The sequence below is a fragment of the Pantoea sp. F_5 genome (assembly GCF_008631595.1).
Lineage (GTDB): Bacteria > Pseudomonadota > Gammaproteobacteria > Enterobacterales > Enterobacteriaceae > Pantoea > Pantoea gossypiicola.
In genome coordinates, this window is record NZ_VWUO01000002.1 from 433074 (window position 1) to 453316 (window position 20243).

The following is a 20243-nucleotide window of genomic DNA, read 5'->3' on the forward strand; positions in this document are numbered from 1 at the left end:
GAGTGAGCCATCAGCATGCGCGATGCGACTCAATAAATCATCTCTGATTTTAATTTCTGGAAGGCCTGTCCGGATTATTTGTCTGCAGTTTCATCATGCTAATAAAATTGAAAAGGCGTTTCGATTCGCCGGAATTCTTTTTTAAAATGCAATCGGACCTTAAATAGCCCTCCATCTGTTGCGCAACAAAACAGAATGCTTAAGTGGCTGAAAATCTTCCATTTCCTGCCACATCAATCAGTTAGATAAAAATCGCGACTTTGCGCAACGGCAAAATAATCCGCTTACAATTCTGAAACTGCGGCTGAAATTCTGCTTTAACGATTCAACAGATCGTTATTGCAGGGGTGATATGCCAGGCTGGAAACAGCTCACTCTCTGTGTCCATTCATTGAAAATTGATAAAGGATAAGCGCGATGTCCACTCAAGAACAGCCACTGGTACTCTGGTATAACCAGCTTGGCATGCATGATGTTGATCGGGTAGGCGGCAAAAACGCTTCGTTAGGTGAAATGATAACGAATCTGTCGTCGCTGGGTGTTTCCGTGCCCAATGGTTTTGCGACCACGTCGTACGCCTTTAACCTGTTCCTCGATCAAAGCGGGCTGAACCAGCGAATCTATGCGCTGCTGGATGAGACAGATATTGATGATGTTGATGCGCTGGCAAAAGCAGGTAAACAGATTCGTCAGTGGGTGGTGGAAACGCCGTTTCTGCCACAACTGGAGTCCGCCATTCTGGACGCTTATCAGCAACTTTCTGCCGATGATGCTGACGCGTCGTTTGCCGTCCGATCCTCGGCCACCGCCGAAGATATGCCCGACGCCTCCTTTGCCGGCCAGCAGGAAACCTTCCTGAATGTGCAGGGCATCGACGCCGTCATGGTGGCGGTCAAGCATGTCTTTGCTTCACTGTTTAATGATCGCGCTATCTCTTACCGTGTTCATCAGGGCTACGATCATCGTGGCGTTGCGCTCTCTGCGGGCATACAGCGTATGGTGCGCTCGGATCTGGCCTCGTCAGGTGTGATGTTTACCATTGATACCGAGTCCGGCTTTGATCAGGTGGTCTTTATCACCGCCGCCCTGGGGCTGGGTGAGATGGTGGTGCAGGGCGCTGTGAACCCGGATGAGTTCTATGTTCACAAGCCAACGCTGGCAGCCGATCGTCCCTCAATCGTGCGTCGCAATATGGGCTCGAAAAAGGTGCGCATGGTGTATGCCGATTCTCAGGCACATGGCGAACAGGTGCGCATCGAAGATGTGCCTGAGGCCGAACGCGATCGATTCTGCCTGAACGATGAGGAAGTGCAGGCGCTGGCGAAGCAGGCGGTGCTGATTGAACAGCACTATCAACGGCCGATGGATATTGAGTGGGCCAAAGATGGACACACCGGCAAGCTGTTTATCGTTCAGGCGCGTCCTGAAACCGTGCGCTCAAATGGCCAGGTGATGGAACGTTATACGCTGCAGGGTCAGGGCAGCGTCGTCGTTGAAGGGCGAGCCATCGGTCATCGTATCGGCGCAGGCGTGGTGAAGGTCATCCACGATATCAGCGAAATGAACCGCATTGAAAAAGGCGATGTGCTGGTGACGGACATGACCGACCCGGACTGGGAACCGATCATGAAAAAGGCGTCAGCCATTGTCACGAACCGTGGTGGACGAACCTGCCATGCGGCGATCATCGCGCGTGAGCTGGGTATTCCGGCGGTAGTGGGCTGTGGCGACGCCACCGATCGGCTGAGAGAGGGCCATCAGGTCACCGTTTCCTGCGCTGAGGGCGACACCGGCTACGTTTATGATCAGCTGCTCGACTTCGACGTCACCAGTTCGCAGGTCGATTCGCTGCCGGAACTGCCGCTGAAAATCATGATGAACGTGGGCAACCCCGATCGGGCTTTCGATTTCGCCTGTCTGCCGAATGAAGGTGTTGGCCTGGCACGGCTGGAATTTATTATTAACCGAATGATTGGCGTCCACCCGAAAGCACTGCTTGAATTTGATCAGCAGACGCCAGAACTGCAGCAGCAGATCCGTAAAATGATGAAAGGATTTGATAATCCGGTGGAGTTTTACATTGCCCGCCTGACTGAGGGAATTGCCACGCTTGGTGCAGCATTTGCACCGAAACGCGTAATTGTCCGACTTTCCGACTTTAAAACTAATGAATATGCCAACCTCGTTGGCGGTGAACGTTACGAGCCTGAAGAGGAAAACCCGATGCTGGGATTCCGTGGCGCAGGTCGCTATGTGGCGGATAACTTCCGCGACTGCTTTGCGCTGGAGTGTGAAGCGGTAAAACGCGTTCGCAACCAGATGGGCCTGACCAACGTCGAAATCATGGTACCGTTCGTGCGCACTGTGGATCAGGCGCAGGCCGTGGTGGAAGAGTTGGCCCGTCAGGGGCTGAAGCGTGGCGAGAACGGCCTGAAGATCATAATGATGTGTGAGATCCCGTCCAATGCGCTGCTGGCAGATCAGTTCCTGCAGCACTTTGATGGCTTCTCAATTGGCTCCAATGACATGACCCAGCTGACGCTGGGGCTGGATCGCGATTCCGGCGTGGTCTCCGCGCTGTTTGACGAGCGTAACGAAGCCGTGAAAGCGTTGCTCTCCATGGCGATCAGGGCCGCGAAGCAGCAGGGCAAATATGTCGGAATCTGCGGCCAGGGACCGTCCGACCATCAGGATTTTGCCGCATGGCTGATGGAAGAGGGCATCGATAGCCTGTCGCTGAACCCGGACACTGTAGTTGAAACGTGGGTGAGTCTGGCACAGTTAAACAAATCCGCCTGACACCGCTTACAGAAATGATGAAAGGCCCGCACTGCGGGCCTTTTTCTGTTTATCGATGGTCAGATTCAGGCAAAAAAAAAGCCCATCACAGGGGATGGGCAAAGACTACACACAGCAATTCTTTACTCTACTCAGGGGAATCAGGTTGTCTGAAAATCAATAGCTTGATTCCGAACATAGGAAACATGTTATTCACACCGCTGGCTGGCGTCTTTAAGAATCCTCTTATTAGTTTAAAGCCGATAATCTTTTGTCACCTTTACCTTACCGTTTGTCTAAAGAAACAGTGCAGAAAGTAATCTTTTTTAGGCCAGAAAGGTCAAATAAAGGCCAAAGATGGCTTTTTTCTTAAAATTCGCTAATGGAAAACAAAATTTGACGAGTCTCTGAGAAGGGGGGCGGTTAATCATCATTAACCGCACTAATCAATGCTCACAGAATAGAGTGACGCAGCGTGTCATTGCTGTGAATCAGACGGCTGGTGGGGTGCCATCGTGATCGGCCAGCGCATCCGCCACGGCCAGTGGGTCATTGTCTGGTGCTGGCGCTTCATGAACCCAGACGGAAACGAGACGGTAAGAAACGGCCAGAACTACCGGCCCGATAAACAGACCAATCATGCCGAAAGCAAACAGGCCACCTATTACGCCAGAGAGGATCAGGATCATCGGCAGATCGGCACCCATCCGGATTAACATGGGGCGCAGGACGTTATCCATCGTGCCGACTACACAACTCCAGACCAGCAGCACGGTTCCCCAGGTGGTATCGCCGCTCCAGTAGAGATAGATAATGGCCGGGACCAGCACCAGCAGCGGGCCGAGCTGCACCAGGCAGCAGAGGATCATCAGCACCGTTAAGAGCGTGGCATAGGGAATGCCTGAAATCGCCAGACCGATACCGCCCAGCACGCCCTGCACCAGTGCCGTCACCACCACGCCAAGCGCCACGGCACGAATGGACTGTGCTGCCAGCAGCACGGCGGCATCACCGCGCCGTCCCGCCATGCGGAAAGCAAAATGACGAATGCCCTGGGCAGCTTGCTCACCGCGCCAGTAAAGCAGCACGCTAAACAGCAACATCACGCCCAGATGGATCATAAAGCGGCCAAAATGACCGGCCTGCGCGACAAAAAAGCCGGTTGTACGGCCAATGTAGGGCTGAATTTTGGCCATGATGCCGGCCCCGCCGCTCGCCACCAGTGTGTCATAACTGACATAAAGCTTTTTGCCGACCATCGGCACATCCCTGAGCCACAGCAACTGCGGCATCGTATGACCCTGGGTAACCCAGGCGATAACCGGGGCACTGTTATCGATCAGGCTGCTGACCAGTAGTGCGATAGGGATGATAAACAGCAGCAAAAGCAGCATTGTCATCACGATGACCGCCAGCGAACGACGCCCCCATAACAGTCGCTGGAATTTCAGCATCAACGGCCAGGTCGCAATCACCACCATGCTGGCCCAGGCAAAGCCCAGAATAAACGGCTGCACCACCCATAAACAGGCGACAATCAGCAGCAAAATGAACATCAGGGTGAAGAGTATTTGCGGTAAATCCATATCCCGGTACTGGCTTTTCATCATTGACTCATAACCTCGTCTTAATCCTTCATTTCAGGGCATTCGGATGCCCGTTTTTATCATGATCTATTTGCCAGGGTTTAAACAGCGTCCGGAGAAAGGTTTTTGTCTTTTCTGAAAAAAGGGCAGCCGCAGAAAAAATATGATAAAACGAGAAATCGCTCACGTATAAACGCAAACGTTTACAACACCTTCGGTCAGACAATCATGATCCCACAGATTTCGCAGGCACCGGGCCTCGTTCAACTGGTGCTGACGTTCCTTGAGTCGCTGAAAGAGCAGGGTTTTACCGGCGACATGGCGACCAGCTATGCCGATCGACTTTCACTCTCTACCGATAACAGCATCTATCAATTGCTTCCCGACGCGGCGCTCTTTCCACGATCGACGGCGGACGTTGCGCTGCTGGCCCGTGTGGCCGGAGAAGCACGTTTTACCAGCCTGGTGTTTACCCCGCGCGGCGGCGGCACCGGCACCAACGGTCAGTCGCTGAATCAGGGCATCGTGGTGGATATGTCGCGCTACATGAACCGCATCCTGGAGATCAATACCGATGAGGGCTGGGTGCGGGTCGAAGCGGGCGTGATCAAAGATCAGCTGAACGCCTGGCTGAAGCCTTTCGGCTTTTTCTTTTCACCTGAATTGTCTACCAGTAATCGCGCCACGCTGGGCGGCATGATCAATACCGATGCGTCGGGTCAGGGCTCGCTGGTTTATGGCAAGACCTCGGACCATGTACTGGGCCTGCGCGCCGTGCTGCTGGGCGGCGATATCCTTGATACCCGGCCGATGGCCACCGCGCTGGCTGAAACGCTGGCGCAGACGGCAACACCCGAAGGCCGTATTTACCAGCAGGTGCTGACGCGCTGCCGCGAGCAGCGGGATCTGATTCTGGAAAAGTTTCCCAGGCTGAATCGCTTCCTGACCGGGTATGACCTGCGCCATGTCTTCAGCGACGATATGCAAACCTTTGACCTGACACGTCTGCTGTGTGGTGCCGAGGGAACGCTGGCCTTTATCACTGAGGCGCGTCTCGATATCACCCCGCTGCCTAAAGTGCGGCGACTGGTGAACATCAAATATGACTCTTTCGACTCGGCGCTGCGCAATGCGCCCTTTATGGTGGATGCGCAGGCGCTGTCAGTAGAAACCGTTGACTCCAAAGTGCTGAACCTGGCGCGGGAAGATATCGTCTGGCACTCAGTGCGCGAATTGATTGCTGACGTACCTGATAAAGAGATGCTGGGTCTGAACATTGTTGAGTTCGCCGGTGACAACGCCGCACTCATCGATCAGCAGATCGAAAAACTGTGCGCCCGGCTTGATGCGCTGATGCTACAGCAGCAGGGCGGCGTGATTGGCTATCAGTTCTGTAACGATCTGGCGGGCATTGAGCGCATCTATAACATGCGTAAAAAAGCAGTGGGCCTGCTGGGAAATGCGAAAGGCCGGGCTAAGCCGATTCCGTTTGTCGAAGATACCGCCGTTCCGCCGGAAAAACTGGCGGACTACATTGTCGAGTTTCGCACGCTGCTCGACAGCCACGGTCTGAGCTACGGCATGTTTGGTCACGTCGATGCGGGCGTCCTGCACGTGCGTCCGGCGCTGGATATGTGCGATCCGCAGCAGGAGATGATGATGAAACAGATCTCCGACGAAGTGGTGGCGCTGACCGCGCGCTACGGTGGCCTGCTGTGGGGCGAACATGGCAAAGGGTTCCGCGCCCAGTACAGTCCGGCCTTCTTCGGCGAGACGCTGTTTAACGAACTGCGCCGCATCAAAGCGGCCTTTGACCCGCTTAACCGCCTGAATCCGGGCAAAATCTGTACGCCCTTTAACAGCAATGACGAGATGATGCAGGTCGATGCGGTGAAGCGCGGAACCTACGATCGACAGATTCCGTTAACGGTCCGGGATGAATGGCGTGGAGCGATGGAATGTAACGGCAACGGGTTATGTTTCAATTTTGATGCCCGCAGCCCGATGTGCCCGTCAATGAAGATCACCCGCAACCGTATTCATTCGCCAAAAGGGCGGGCAACGCTGACGCGGGAATGGCTGCGGCTGTTGGCCGGGCAGGGCGTCGATCCGCTGGCACTCGAAAAGCAGCTGCCGGAAAACAGCCTGTCACTACGCGGGCTGATCGCCCGCACCCGCAACAGCTGGCACGCCAGCAAAGGGGAGTATGACTTTTCACACGAGGTTAAAGAGGCGATGTCGGGTTGTCTGGCCTGTAAAGCCTGTTCCACCCAGTGTCCGATTAAAATTGACGTACCCGCGTTTCGTTCGCGCTTTCTGCAGCTCTATCACACCCGTTATCTGCGCCCGGTCAGCGATCACCTGGTGGCGGCAGTCGAAAGTTATGCGCCACTGATGGCGAAGGCACCAAACGTGTTTAACTTCTTCCTTCGCCAGCCGTGGGTGAAAGAGTTAAGCAAAACGCATATCGGCATGGTCGATCTGCCGCTGCTTTCGTCCCCTAACCTGAAACAGCAGCTCAGTGGCCATCCCGCCATGAACATGACGCTGGAACAGCTGGAAGGACTGTCAGCCACGGAGCGCGCCAGTTGTGTGCTGGTGGTACAGGATCCCTTTACCAGCTTTTATGAGGCACAGTTGGTTAACGATTTTGTCAGGCTGATTGAGAAGCTGGGTTATCGCCCGGTGCTGCTGCCTTTCTCGCCAAACGGTAAAGCGCAGCATGTAAAAGGCTTCCTGCAACGTTTCGCCCGCACGGCAGCCCGTACCGCCGATTTTCTTAATCGGGTCGCAAAACTGGAGCTGCCGATGGTGGGCGTCGATCCGGCTACCGTGCTCTGCTATCGCGATGAGTATCGTCAGACGCTGGGTGATTCACGCGGCGACTTCAACGTGTTGCTGGTGCATGAATGGTTAGAGCGTGCCCTGGCAGAACGTGAGGTGCAGACCACAGGCGGGGAGTCCTGGTATCTGTTTGCGCACTGCACCGAGGTAACGGCGCTGCCTTCAGCGCCTAACCAGTGGCAGGCGATTTTCGCCCGTTTTGGCGCAAAGCTGGAGAACATCAATGTAGGTTGCTGCGGCATGGCGGGCACGTATGGTCACGAAAGTCAGAACCTTGAAAACTCGCTGGGGATCTATGCGCTCTCCTGGCATCCCCAGCTTCAGCAACTGCCGCGTCAGCGCTGTCTGGCCACCGGCTATTCATGCCGCAGCCAGGTCAAGCGTGTGGAAGGCAACGGCATGCGCCATCCGCTTCAGGCATTGTTAACGTTAATGTAAAAAAATTGTGCGCGACGTCACGTCGTGGCTGGATTAGAATATCCAGCCTGCGTGACGCACAAAGTCACTTTGCAGCACGGTGGCTTTGTTCCACTCTCCGACGAGGGCCAGTTGATGGCACAGGCGGGTCAGGGACAATCGCGCCAGTTGATAGGCCTGAAGGCGGAACAGGCGATCGCGATCGCTGTTTCCCATCTCCTGCACCAGCCGGTGATGCAGTTTACCCATCGCATGAAGGTAACTCTGATCGTCACCGTTCAACTGGCAGACTTCTGCCATATCCTCACAGGCATCGTTAAACTGACGTAGCTGATGAATCGTGCAGTCGGCCCGGTCAAGTTTTGCCTGCGCCATATAAAAGTCGACGGTGATATCACGCACTGAAAACTGGTATTCGTCGATTTTATGCTGCAGCCAGGCGGAGACAGAAAGCATCATGGCGTCACCCTGAATGTTAATGATAATAATTATCATATTCATCCAGGCCGCGATTGCAATTGCAGGAGAGAAAAATTTATCGATTTATCCTGCCTGTCGGTATAATCGGAAATAACAATCTGTTTACATCAGAGAAAGGCGTAACCTATCAATAAGCATTTTTATCAAAAATGGTTATTTCAAATAGAGTGATTTATTAATAGGTTATCACTGGCTTATTGCGACTGACATTGTTCACACAGGGTGAACGGAAGCAGCTATGCTTAATAATTGAGCGAATAAAACAGCACAAGATGATTATCCCTGCAAAACAAGAGGTTGAAGTGATTGGTCAGATCACTACCATAGGGGGATAGCCTGAAAAGGTCCGGACTCAAGAGGTATCAACATGGCATCTGTTAATACAGACTCTTTCTCACCCGACGATTTTGTCTGGAAAGGTCTGACGCTGACTGAAACCGCAGCGCAACAAATTCTCAATCTGGCGGCTCAGGACCCTGAAGTCAAGGGGCTGCGTCTGGGCGTAAAACAATCCGGCTGCGCCGGGTTTGGCTACGTCATGGATCTGGTGAAAGAACCCGTCGAAGACGATCTGCAGTTCTCATTCCACGGCGCAACGCTGTTTGTGCCGCTTCAGGCGATGCCATTCGTTGATGGCACTGAACTGGATTACGTTCGTGAAGGCCTGAATCAGATTTTTAAATTCAATAACCCTAAAGCTCAGCACGCCTGCGGGTGCGGTGAGAGCTTTGGCGTCGAGTAAGTGAAATATGTCACGACACAGCGAAACATCTGACGATGTACAAATCTGGGAAGGCAAGCTCAACTACAAAGAGGGCTTCTTTACCCAACTGCAGACCGAAGAATTTGCCAACGGCATCAATGAAGATGTGGTGCGGGCGATCTCGGCCAAGCGTAACGAGCCAGAGTGGATGCTGGAGTTTCGTCTTAAAGCGTTTCGTGCCTGGCTTGAAATGGAAGAGCCTCACTGGCTGAAAGCGCACTACGAAAAACTCGATTATCAGGATTACAGCTACTACTCCGCGCCCTCCTGCGGTAACTGCGATGACACCTGTGCCTCAGAGCCGGGTGTGACGCAGGCTTCAGGCAGCGCGCCAGCCAGCGACTACCTGACGCAGGAAGTTGAGAACGCTTTTAATCAGCTGGGTGTGCCGGTGCGTGAAGGGCGGGAAGTGGCGGTTGACGCCATTTTTGACTCCGTCTCTGTGGCAACTACCTATCGCGGCAAGCTGGCGGAGCAGGGGATTATCTTCTGTTCATTCGGCGAAGCGATTCAGGAACACCCGGAGCTGGTGAAGCAGTATCTCGGCACGGTGGTTCCGGCTAACGATAACTTCTTCGCAGCGCTGAACTCGGCGGTGGCCTCTGACGGCACCTTCGTCTATATCCCGAAAGGGGTTCGCTGCCCGATGGAGCTATCGACCTATTTCCGCATTAACGCAGCGAAAACCGGTCAGTTTGAACGTACCATCCTGATTGCCGATGAAGACAGTTACGTCAGCTACATCGAAGGTTGTTCAGCCCCCGTGCGTGACAGCTATCAGCTGCATGCCGCCGTGGTCGAAGTGATCATCCATAAAAATGCTGAAGTGAAATATTCGACCGTTCAGAACTGGTTCCCTGGCGGCGAAGGCGAGGGCGGTATCCTCAACTTCGTTACCAAGCGTGCGCTGTGTGAAGGTGACCACAGCAAGATGTCCTGGACCCAGTCTGAAACCGGTTCAGCTATCACCTGGAAATACCCGAGCTGCATTCTGCGCGGGGATTATTCGGTGGGTGAGTTCTATTCGGTGGCACTGACCAGCGGTCGTCAGCAGGCCGATACCGGCACAAAGATGATCCACATTGGTAAAAACACCAAATCGACCATTATCTCTAAAGGGATTTCGGCCGGTAAAAGTCAGAACACCTATCGCGGCCTGGTGAAAATCATGCCAACCGCCACCAATGCCCGTAACTTTACGCAGTGTGACTCAATGCTGATTGGCCCTGATTGCGGCGCACATACGTTCCCGTATGTCGAAACCCGCAACAATACCGCCCAGCTTGAGCATGAAGCCACAACCTCGCGTATCGGCGAAGATCAGATGTTCTACTGTCTGCAACGCGGTATCAGTGAAGAAGACGCCATCTCAATGATCGTGAATGGCTTCTGTAAAGACGTATTCTCGGAGCTGCCACTGGAATTTGCCGTGGAAGCCCAGAAATTGTTAGCCATCAGCCTTGAGCACAGTGTGGGCTGATGCCGTCACACGCCTTGCCGGAAGCAATGTGAAGGAATAAGAATGTTAAGCATTAAAGATTTGCAGGTCAGTGTTGAAGATAAAGCCATTCTGCGTGGCCTGAATCTCGAAATTAAACCGGGCGAAGTACATGCCATCATGGGGCCGAACGGCTCCGGTAAAAGTACGCTGTCAGCCACGCTGGCAGGCCGTGAAGATTATGAAGTGACCGGCGGTTCAGTCAGCTTCAAAGGTAAAGATCTGCTGGAACTGGCCCCTGAAGAGCGTGCCGGTGAAGGCATCTTTATGGCCTTCCAGTATCCGGTAGAAATTCCGGGCGTCAGCAACCAGTTTTTCCTGCAAACCTCGGTCAACGCGGTGCGTAAATATCGCCAGCAGGACGAACTGGATCGTTTTGATTTCCAGGACTTCATTGAAGAGAAAATTCATCTGCTGAAGATGCCGGAAGATCTGCTGACCCGTTCCGTTAACGTTGGCTTCTCAGGCGGTGAGAAGAAACGTAACGACATCCTGCAAATGGCGGCGCTGGAGCCGGAACTCTGCATTCTGGATGAGACTGACTCCGGTCTGGATATCGATGCACTGAAAATCGTCGCAAATGGCGTTAACAGCCTGCGTGATGAGAAGCGTGCCTTTATCATCGTGACCCACTACCAGCGTATTCTGGATTACATCAAGCCAGACTTCGTTCATGTTCTGTATCAGGGCAAAATCGTGAAATCTGGCGACTTCTCGCTGGTGAAACAGCTGGAGGAGCAAGGTTATGGCTGGCTTACCGACGAAGAGTGATTCTGCGCTGCAACAGTGGCATCACCTGTTTGAATCGCGCGGCGACGTGCGTTCTCTGCAGGCACAGCAGCACTGGCAGCAACTGATGCGGGTTGGCCTGCCAACCCGGAAGCATGAAAACTGGAAGTACACGCCGCTGGACACCCTGCTGTCCCAGCAATTTGTGCTGCCCGATGCGCCGCAGACCCTGAGTGCTGAACAGGTTGATGCGCTGGCGCTGCCGCTGGATGCAATCCGTCTGGTGTACGTTGACGGTCAGTTCCAGCCCGCCTTCAGCAGCCGCGACGTCGAACTGTTTGAGATCCAGCACAGCGTGGCCGCCGATCGCCGTCCGCTGCCTGCCGCGGTTCAGCCGGAAGTCTTTCTGCACCTGACCGAGAGCCTGGCAGAAGAGGTGACGACCCTGCGTCTCGCACGCGGTAAAGCCGCAGCGCGTCCGGTCTACCTGTTGCATATCACCAGCGGTCAGCAGACGGGCATGAACACGGTTCATTATCGCCATCACCTGCAGCTGGAAGAGAGTGCCGAAGCGGAAGTCATTGAGCACTACGTTTCACTGGATGAACGCGCCCATTTCACCGGCACGCGCTTTACCTTTGCGATCGGTGACAATGCGAAACTGACTCACACCAAGCTCGCCTTTGAAAGCAGCGCCAGCTACCACTTTGCGCACAACGATCTGGTGATTGGTAATGATGGCCAGGTCAGCAGCACGAGCTTCCTGCTGGGTGCGGGCCTGTCGCGTCACAATACCAGTACTCAGCTGAATGGCGAAAACACCACGCTGGCCATCAACAGCCTGGTTCTGCCGGTGAAACAGGAAGTGGCGGATACCCGTACTTACCTGGAGCACAACAAAGGCCACTGTGTCAGCCGCCAGATGCATAAAACCATCGTGCGTGACAAAGGGCGTGCGGTGTTTAACGGTCATATCAAAGTGGCACAGCATGCACTGAAGACTGACGGGCAGATGACCAATAACAACCTGTTACTGGGCAAGCTTTCTGAAGTCGACACCAAACCGCAGCTCGAAATTTACGCGGATGACGTTAAGTGCAGCCACGGTGCTACCATTGGTCGTATTGACGATGAGCAGATGTTCTATCTGCGTTCTCGCGGTATTGAGGAGGATGCGGCACAGACCATGATTATTCATGCGTTTGCAGCTGAACTTACCGAAACGCTTGAAAATGAAGTGATGCGCCAGGCTGTACTGCAGCGTATCGCACAACGTTTTCCCGGAGGCGACGTATGATGAACTTCGATCTCGAACGCATCAGGGCTGACTTTCCTATCCTGAAGCGTGAGGTCAACGGTCATCCGCTGGCCTATCTTGACAGTGCAGCCAGCGCACAGCGTCCCCTCTCGGTGATTAATGCCGAGAGTCATTTCTATCAGCACGGCTATGCAGCTGTGCATCGTGGTATCCATACGCTGAGCCAGCAGGCGACCAGCGATATGGAAAACGTGCGCGATCAGGCTGCCCGTTTCATTAATGCCGGATCACAGGAAGAGATTGTCTTCGTTAAAGGCACCACCGAAGGCATCAACCTGGTGGCGAATACCTGGGGCAGCAGTAACCTCAGATCTGGCGACAACCTCATCATCACGGAGATGGAGCATCACGCCAATATCGTGCCGTGGCAGATGCTGGCGCAGCGTACCGGCGCAGAAGTGCGTGTCCTGCCCTTAAATGACAACGGTGAACTGGCGCTGGAGCAACTGGCGGGGCTGATCGACAGCCGCACGCGTTTGCTGGCCGTGACGCATGTGTCAAACGTACTCGGCACTGTTAACCCGGTTAAAGCCATCGTGGCCCAGGCAAAAGCCGCTGGCGTGATTACGCTGGTGGATGGCGCGCAGGCCGTGATGCATGACAAAGTCGATGTGCAGGATATCGGCTGCGACTTCTACGTCTTCTCCAGCCATAAACTTTACGGTCCGAATGGCGTCGGTATTCTCTATGGGCGCAAAGCGCTGCTGGATGAGATGCCACCGTGGGAAGGCGGCGGTTCGATGATCGGTCAGGTTCTGCTGCCTACCGGTACCACCTGGAACAGTGCGCCGTGGCGTTTTGAAGCAGGTACACCCAACACCGGCGGCATTATCGGCTTTGGCGCTGCGATGGCCTATGTGCAGGCGCTGGGACTGGATACGATTCATCAGCGCGAGACGGCACTGATGAACTATGCGCTTGATAAGCTGGGCACCGTTCCGGATATTCAGATCTACGGCCCGCAGTCTCGTGCCGGTGTTATTGCCTTCAACCTGGGCAAACATCATGCCTTTGATGTCGGCAGTTTCCTGGATCAATATGGTATTGCCATCCGCACCGGACATCACTGTGCGATGCCGCTGATGCAGCACTACAATGTCCCGGCGATGTGCCGTGCCTCCTTCACCTTCTACAACAGTGAAGAGGAAGTGGATCGTCTGGCTGCCGGTTTGACGCGTATTCATCGTCTGCTGGGCGGCTGAACAGTTTTAACGGAGTTACTGATGGCGAATTTGCCTGAAAAAGAGAAACTGGTTCGCAACTTCAACCGTTGTGCTAACTGGGAAGAGAAGTACCTTTACATTATCGAACTGGGTTCAAAGCTTCCGGAATCTTCTGAAACATTACACCAGCCGGAAAACGCGATTTCGGGTTGCCAGAGTCAGGTATGGATCAGAATGACCCCGCAGACAGATGGCACCATCGCATTTGAAGGTGACAGCGATGCCGCTATCGTTAAAGGTCTGATTGCTATCGTGTTTAGTCTCTATCAGAACCTGCCACCTGCCGAAATTCTGGCGCTGGATGTGCGCCACTGGTTTGGCGAACTGGCCCTGGTGCAGCACCTGACGCCCACCCGGTCGCAGGGGCTGGAGGCGATGATTCGGTCTATTCGCCATACCGCTCAGAACCTCAGCTAAGTTACACTCGACAGACGCCATCCGGCGTCTGTTTTTTTATCTGACGAGAAAATTGCATGAAACCTGCTTTACGTTTAGCCGGTGCATTGCTGCTGACCTGCTTTGGGCTCTCTGCACCCGCATTCGCCACCGAATACCCGCTGCCTCCGCCTGACAGTCGCCTGATTGGCGAAAACGTGCTGACTCAGGTTCCTGATGATAAACAACCGCTGGAAGCCATTGCAGCCCGCTACCAGGTCGGGCTGCTGGGCATGCTGGAGGCAAATCCCGGCACCGATCCCTGGCTGCCGAAAGCGGGTACCCAGCTGACAGTACCGCTGCAGATGATCCTGCCCGACACGCCACGCGAAGGGATTGTGGTGAATCTGGCCGAGCTGCGGCTCTACTACTATCCCAAAGGGGAAAATAAGGTCATTGTCTATCCCATTGGCATTGGCCAGCTGGGTGCGGCAACGCCGGTGATGGTAACCCGGATCAGCCAGAAAATCCCTAACCCGACCTGGACTCCCACGGTTAACATTCGCAAGCGCTACGCCAAAGAGGGCATTACATTGCCTGGCGTGGTACCAGCAGGACCGGATAACCCGATGGGGCAGTTTGCCATGCGTCTGGCACGGGGTACCGGGCAGTATCTGATCCACGGCACCAATGCGAAGTTTGGCATCGGCATGCGGGTCAGTTCAGGCTGCATCCGTCTGCGTTCAGAGGATATCGAAGCACTGTTTAACGCCGCACCCAAAGGTACACGTGTTCAGATCATCAACCAGCCGGTTAAGTACGCGGTGGAGCCGGATGGAAAACGCTATGTGGAAGTGCATCAGCCGCTGTCGCGGAACGATAAAGACGATCCACAGACCATGCCCATTGCGATCGGCAGTGACCTGAAGAAATTCATGAAGAGTGAGAAGAGTGATAGCGCGCTGATTAAAGCCAGCTTAGCGCGACGCTCAGGCATGCCTGTCCTGGTCAGCAGTGGCGAGCCGGTGCAGAGTGATACCGTGCCGCCTGCGGGGCTGGAGAGTGCCTCGGCGAATGCGAATAGCCCGGATGTGCAGGCCGAAGGTGAAGCTGTACAGCCCTGAACGAATGAGTGCCTGAAAGGGCACTGAATTCAGAGCAAAAAAATGGCGCCCTGAAGGCGCCATTTCTAAACCAGAACTCTTACTTACGGTAAGAGTGAGCCTGGTTGTCCAGACGCTGGTTAGCGCGAGCTGCGTCATCTTTAGCAGCCTGAACGTCTGAACGCACTGCGTTCACGTCGTTGCTCAGCTGGTCAACTTTCGCGTTCAGAGTCTGAACGTCTGAAGACAGCTGATCGATTTTAGCGTTGCTTGAGCAACCAGCCAGCATAGTTGAAGCCAGAACTACCGCGCCCAGTACCAGTTTAGTACGATTCATTATTTATACCCTCTAGATTGAGTTAATCTCCATGTAGCAATACAAGTATTACACAAAGCTTTTTAAGTTGAGAATAAATTTTTGATGAGAAGATGCTTAAATTTGATCGTTCGCTCAAAGAAGCAGCGAATCCCAGAATATGATAAAAAAAATTAGCGAAAACAGAGAGATTTAATCGGATTAACCTTAATATTAAGAGTATTTGAATAGTTATTTTCGATTGGAATTTTCCCGGATTTGGTTTAAGTAGAAATAAAAAAAGCGCCCCATTAAGGCGCTTTAAAATAACAGCAAAAAAGAGTTTTACAGTACGTGTACAGAGGCAGTGTTGGTAGTTCCGCTTGGTACTAATGCACCTGAGACCAGCACCACAACATCACCTTTCTGACCATAACCACTTTCCAGCGCCGCTTCTTTACCCAGACGATAGAAATCATCGGTTGAGGCGATTTCAGTGACCAGACGTGTCTCAATCCCTTTACTCAGGATCAGCTGACGTGCGGTGGTCGGATTGGTTGTCAGTGCCAGAATGGTGGCGTTCGGGAAATATTTACGCACGGCTTTTGCAGACTTACCGCCTTCGGTCGCGACCACGATCAGTGGCGCTTCCAGCTTCTCAGCGGTCTCTACCGCACCACGGCAGACTGCTTCAGTGATACGCAGCTTGCGGGTATCGTTCTGGCTGTCGATGCGTGACTTCATGACGCGGTCGGTACGCTCACAGATGGTCGCCATAATGGTGACTGACTCCAGCGGATAACGACCCTTAGCGCTCTCACCAGACAGCATTACCGCATCGGTACCGTCGAGGATGGCGTTCGCCACGTCACCGGCTTCTGCACGGGTAGGGCGTGGGTTCTTGATCATTGAATCAAGCATCTGAGTCGCAGTGATAACGACTTTGCGTGCTTTATTACATTTTTTGATCATCATCTTCTGCGCGAAGATCACTTCTTCTACCGGGATCTCAACACCCAGGTCACCACGTGCAACCATGATGCCGTCTGACGCTTCGAGGATTTCGTCGAAGTTATTCAGGCCTTCCTGGTTTTCGATTTTAGAGATGATCTGGATATGCTCGCCGCCGTGCTGTTTCAGGTGCTCACGAATTTCCAGCACGTCTGAACGCTTGCGGATGAACGAGGCGGCGACAAAATCTACGCCCTGCTCACAACCAAAAATCAGGTCGCGCTTGTCTTTTTCTGCCAGCGCAGGCAGCTGGATGGAAACGCCCGGCAGGTTAACGCCTTTGTTCTCACCCAGGTCGCCATTGTTCAGGACCTTGCACACGACGGTATTTTCAGTGACTTCGGTCACTTCCATGCCAATCAGGCCATCATCGACCAGCACGGTGTTACCAATTTTCAGGTCGGCTGTGAAACCCGGATAGGTTACCGCAACGCGCTCACTGTTGCCGATCACACTCTGGTCGGTAGTGAAGGTAAAGGTCTGGCCAGCTTTCAGCGCCGCATCGTTGCCGCCTTCCAGCTTCATGGTGCGGATTTCAGGGCCTTTGGTGTCCAGCAGGATAGCCGCCTGACGGCCGGTTTTTTGCATGACGGCACGCATATTAGTAATGCGTTGACCATGCTCAGCATAGTCGCCGTGAGAGAAGTTAAGACGCATAACATTCATGCCCGCTTCAAGCAGTTGAGTCAGCATCTCTTCGGATTCGGTTTTCGGGCCGATTGTACAAACGATTTTAGTCTTTTTCATGACGGATTTTCTGTAAGTTGTGATGGATGAATAAGGGCGAAATCCGATGGCAGCGCATCGAAATGAAAATTCTGATTGAGACTGAAATGGGCAGTACTGAGTAAGAATAGGTGACGAAGGCCAGGCGTGCAGGGAAGTTGTGCGGTTACGGTTGGTAACCACCACGCTGTTGTTGCGCAAATCATTTGAGTTATCGCAGTAAGCACGTGATCGCTGAAACCTTTCAAGTAAGCAACGCGGGACAGTATAGACGCTAAGTATGCGAAAACCAATCAAAAAGCAGAGGGGCGAGCGATGCAGATCAATAAAAGGGAGAGTTGCGCAAGTTGAAGAAATTCTGAAAGTGGTGCGCTCTAATGGACTCGAACCATCGACCCCCACCATGTCAAGGTGGTGCTCTAACCAACTGAGCTAAGAGCGCATACTGAATATTGGTGCGTCCGAGTGGACTCGAACCACCGACCCCCACCATGTCAAGGTGGTGCTCTAACCAACTGAGCTACGGACGCACTTGGTGCGCTCTAATGGACTCGAACCATCGACCCCCACCATGTCAAGGTGGTGCTCTAACCAACTGAGCTAAGAGCGCAACATGCTGTCAGGGCGACAGCGGGGACGAATATTAACGGCAGCACAGAAGCCTGGCAAGGGGAAAATAGTTTTTTCGCCATGACTGAGCAGCAACTGTGCTAACCGTCGTTTTTTTCGTCATCGCGGGCTATAAATAGCCCGCTTTTAGGGTTATCGCGCCGCGCGCGCCAGGATGATTTCCGCAGGTGACCGCTGTAAACGTCTGATGCGCCAGATCATCATGACCGCCGCTGAGGTCAGACCGATAATAAAGCCGCACCAGAAGCCCGCTGGTCCCATCCGGGGAACCAGCCAGTCTGTCAGCGCCAGCAGATACCCGGCGGGCAGTCCCAGCAGCCAGTAAGCGATAAAGGTAATAAAGAAAATGGACCTTGTGTCTTTATACCCACGCAGGATTCCGCTGCCAATCACCTGTATCGAGTCCGAGAACTGATAAATCGCTGCCAGCAGCATCAGCTGCGCCGCCAGTGTGACCACTTCCGGATTATCGTTATAGAGCAGGGCAATCTGATGACGAAACGTCACGGTAAAAATGGCGGTCAGCGCGGCCATGCTGATGCCCACACCCTGGGCGGTCCAGGCGGCGACTCTTGCCTGCTCGGTAGAGCCCTGGCCCAGACGATAGCCGACGCGGATGGTGGTTGCGACGCCCAGCGACAGCGGTAATACAAACATCAGTGAACTGAAGTTTAACGCGATTTGGTGACCGGCCACATTCACGATCCCCAGTGGTGACACCAGCAGGGCCACAACGGCAAACAACGTGACTTCAAAGAACAGCGCAAGTGCCACCGGCAATCCCAGCGTCATAAGACGGCTCAGAATCGGACGCGAAGGCGGCGACCAGCGGCTCTCCATGCGGATATCACGCATGCTGCCCATCCGGCGCACCCAGAAGCGCATGCAGATAAACATCACCCAGTAGACCGATGCCGTTGCCACGCCGCAGCCGACACCGCCCAATGCGGGCATGCCGAAGTGACCGTAGATAAAGACATAGTTTAGCGGGATGTTAAACATCAGGCCCAGAAAGCCCAGCACCATGCCGGGTTTGGTTTTCGACAGCCCCTCGCACTGATTTCGCAGCACCTGAAAGAAGAGATAGCCTGGCGCGCCGAACAGCAGGGCGTGCAGATAGCCCTCGGCTTTACGCGCCAGCGCGGGATCGATGTCATGCATCGCCCGGATAAGATAACCGGCGTGCCACAGCAGCACCATAATCAGCAGTGAGACAAAAAAGGCGAGCCAGTAGCCCTGGCGGATCTGTTCGCCGATGCGTTCGCGGCGGCCTGAACCGTTGAGTTGCGCAACGGTGGGCGTCAATGCTAGCAGAAGACCATGACCAAACAGGATGGCCGGAAGCCAGACAGAGGTGCCGACAGCAACGGCGGCCATATCCGTGGCGCTGACTGCACCGGCCATAATGGTATCCACAAATCCCATTGCGGTTTGGGCCACCTGAGCAAGGATGACCGGAATCGCAAGGGCCAGCAATTGACGCGCTTCTGTTAAATACTTCTGCACGTTAACACCTGACTTATTAAATGAGTTAAAAGGGCAGAAAAGCCCGGGGAATAGCGCGAACCAGTGTAACCGTGGTAACAGAATTCGCCAATCTTTGTCACACAATGCGTTTTGCCACAGATTACAGAGGCGGCGTGGGCTGAATTCTATCAGCCGACCGGAGCTGTGATAAACTAGCGTAAACTTCGCAGAGGCAAAGACTATGTTTACCGGTATTGTGCAGGGCACCGCAGAAATCGTGTCCATTGAAGAAAAAGAACTGTTTCGTACCCACACTGTCCGACTGCCGGAAGAGCTCCTGCCGGGCCTGGCGCTGGGCGCATCCGTAGCCCATAACGGATGCTGTCTGACTGTAACGGCAATCGAAGGTGACCGCGTCAGTTTTGATTTAATTAAAGAGACATTGCGCGTGACTAACCTTGGCGATTTACGTCAGGGCGATGTGGTGAATATTGAGCGTGCAGCGAAATTCAGCGATGAAATAGGCGGTCATCTGATGTCAGGTCATATTATGACCACCGCTGAAATCTGCAAGATTATCCAGTCAGAACACAATCGCGAAGTCTGGTTTAAAATCCAGGATCCGATGCAGATGAAATATATTCTGCATAAAGGTTTTGTCGGTATTGACGGCATCAGCCTGACGGTAGGTGATGTGACGAAGACCAAGTTCTGCGTCTATCTGATTCCGGAAACGCTGGAGCGCACGACGCTGGGCGCGAAGACCTTTGGCGACCGGGTCAACATTGAGATCGATCCGCACACGCAGGCAATCGTAGAGACCGTTGAACGGGTGTTAGCTCAGCGCGATGCCGCGGCGGCGATGAGTGCGCTGACCGGCCAGCCTGCCTCCGAAAGTTAATAAAGGGCGTGTGAGCGCCTTTGAGAGTAGTGATAGGATCTGAACTGTTTGCTGTTTTACCGAGCCATCACAGGGTACAGGGTCAGATCGGAAAGACGC

Annotated in this window: 15 protein-coding genes, 3 tRNA genes and 1 other RNA gene; 10 read left to right on the plus strand and 9 right to left on the minus strand. The window is 53.8% G+C overall.

The features are described 5' to 3' along the window. Positions 1-417: 417 nt before the first annotated feature. The gene (gene ppsA, locus F3I44_RS04535; RefSeq protein ID WP_150012820.1) at positions 418-2799 is read left to right on the plus strand and encodes a phosphoenolpyruvate synthase; all 2382 of its coding nucleotides are present in this window, start codon (positions 418-420) and stop codon (positions 2797-2799) included. 70 nt (positions 2800-2869) lie between these two features. Here the strand turns inward: ppsA and rprA are convergent. Next, an RNA gene (gene rprA / locus F3I44_RS04540) (antisense sRNA RprA) lies at positions 2870-2980 on the minus strand. Positions 2981-3269: 289 nt separating this feature from the next. After that, on the minus strand, positions 3270-4388 hold the full coding sequence (ydiK, locus tag F3I44_RS04545; protein ID WP_033732482.1) for an AI-2E family transporter YdiK: 1119 nt from the start codon (positions 4386-4388) through the stop codon (positions 3270-3272). 204 nt (positions 4389-4592) lie between these two features. Here ydiK and F3I44_RS04550 point away from each other — a divergent pair, with 204 nt between their 5' ends. After that, a complete protein-coding gene (locus F3I44_RS04550; protein WP_150012822.1) occupies positions 4593-7646 on the plus strand; it encodes an FAD-binding and (Fe-S)-binding domain-containing protein in 3054 nt (1017 codons plus the stop codon). Positions 7647-7679: 33 nt separating this feature from the next. Here F3I44_RS04550 and F3I44_RS04555 read toward each other — a convergent pair whose 3' ends face one another. Then, positions 7680-8084, minus strand: coding sequence for a hypothetical protein (locus F3I44_RS04555; protein ID WP_150012938.1), 405 nt, complete (start codon positions 8082-8084; stop codon positions 7680-7682). A 388-nt stretch (positions 8085-8472) separates the two neighbouring features. On the opposite strand from F3I44_RS04555, the gene sufA reads away from it, so the two are divergent. From sufA to F3I44_RS04590, 7 genes are read left to right on the plus strand one after another with little or no spacing between them, the layout of a single operon-like run. Then, the gene (sufA, locus tag F3I44_RS04560; protein WP_003853229.1) at positions 8473-8847 is read left to right on the plus strand and encodes a Fe-S cluster assembly scaffold SufA; all 375 of its coding nucleotides are present in this window, start codon (positions 8473-8475) and stop codon (positions 8845-8847) included. Positions 8848-8854: 7 nt separating this feature from the next. Beyond that, entirely contained in the window at positions 8855-10348 is a 1494-nt protein-coding gene (sufB, locus tag F3I44_RS04565) for a Fe-S cluster assembly protein SufB (protein WP_013357696.1), read from the plus strand. A 42-nt stretch (positions 10349-10390) separates the two neighbouring features. Beyond that, positions 10391-11137 (plus strand): Fe-S cluster assembly ATPase SufC, encoded by a 747-nt coding sequence (sufC, locus tag F3I44_RS04570; RefSeq protein ID WP_013357697.1) that lies wholly within the window; start codon positions 10391-10393, stop codon positions 11135-11137. Next, positions 11112-12392: a Fe-S cluster assembly protein SufD gene (gene sufD, locus F3I44_RS04575; RefSeq protein WP_150012824.1), complete on the plus strand. Its 1281-nt coding sequence runs from the start codon at positions 11112-11114 to the stop codon at positions 12390-12392. Before sufC ends, sufD begins: the two co-directional genes overlap by 26 nt. Further along, positions 12392-13615 (plus strand): cysteine desulfurase SufS, encoded by a 1224-nt coding sequence (sufS, locus tag F3I44_RS04580; protein ID WP_150012940.1) that lies wholly within the window; start codon positions 12392-12394, stop codon positions 13613-13615. Before sufD ends, sufS begins: the two co-directional genes overlap by 1 nt. Positions 13616-13636: 21 nt before the next feature. Continuing rightward, positions 13637-14053 (plus strand): cysteine desulfuration protein SufE, encoded by a 417-nt coding sequence (gene sufE, locus F3I44_RS04585; RefSeq protein ID WP_150012826.1) that lies wholly within the window; start codon positions 13637-13639, stop codon positions 14051-14053. A 56-nt stretch (positions 14054-14109) separates the two neighbouring features. Continuing rightward, positions 14110-15135: a L,D-transpeptidase family protein gene (locus F3I44_RS04590; protein ID WP_150012828.1), complete on the plus strand. Its 1026-nt coding sequence runs from the start codon at positions 14110-14112 to the stop codon at positions 15133-15135. A 79-nt stretch (positions 15136-15214) separates the two neighbouring features. On the opposite strand, the gene F3I44_RS04595 is transcribed toward F3I44_RS04590, so the two are convergent. From F3I44_RS04595 to F3I44_RS04620, 6 genes are all read right to left on the minus strand, one after another. Further along, complete coding sequence (locus F3I44_RS04595) at positions 15215-15451, minus strand: major outer membrane lipoprotein (RefSeq protein WP_003853216.1); 237 nt, start codon at positions 15449-15451, stop codon at positions 15215-15217. A gap of 303 nt (positions 15452-15754) precedes the next feature. Next, a complete protein-coding gene (gene pykF, locus F3I44_RS04600; protein ID WP_150012830.1) occupies positions 15755-17167 on the minus strand; it encodes a pyruvate kinase PykF in 1413 nt (470 codons plus the stop codon). Between the two features lie 344 nt (positions 17168-17511). Next, a tRNA-Val gene (locus F3I44_RS04605) sits at positions 17512-17588 on the minus strand. A gap of 11 nt (positions 17589-17599) precedes the next feature. Beyond that, a tRNA-Val gene (locus F3I44_RS04610) sits at positions 17600-17676 on the minus strand. Positions 17677-17679: 3 nt separating this feature from the next. Continuing rightward, positions 17680-17756: transfer RNA gene (locus F3I44_RS04615), tRNA-Val, on the minus strand. Positions 17757-17908: 152 nt separating this feature from the next. Beyond that, complete coding sequence (locus tag F3I44_RS04620) at positions 17909-19282, minus strand: MATE family efflux transporter (RefSeq protein WP_150012832.1); 1374 nt, start codon at positions 19280-19282, stop codon at positions 17909-17911. Positions 19283-19484: 202 nt separating this feature from the next. Here F3I44_RS04620 and F3I44_RS04625 point away from each other — a divergent pair, with 202 nt between their 5' ends. After that, positions 19485-20144 (plus strand): riboflavin synthase subunit alpha, encoded by a 660-nt coding sequence (locus tag F3I44_RS04625; RefSeq protein ID WP_150012834.1) that lies wholly within the window; start codon positions 19485-19487, stop codon positions 20142-20144. Positions 20145-20243: the final 99 nt, after the last annotated feature.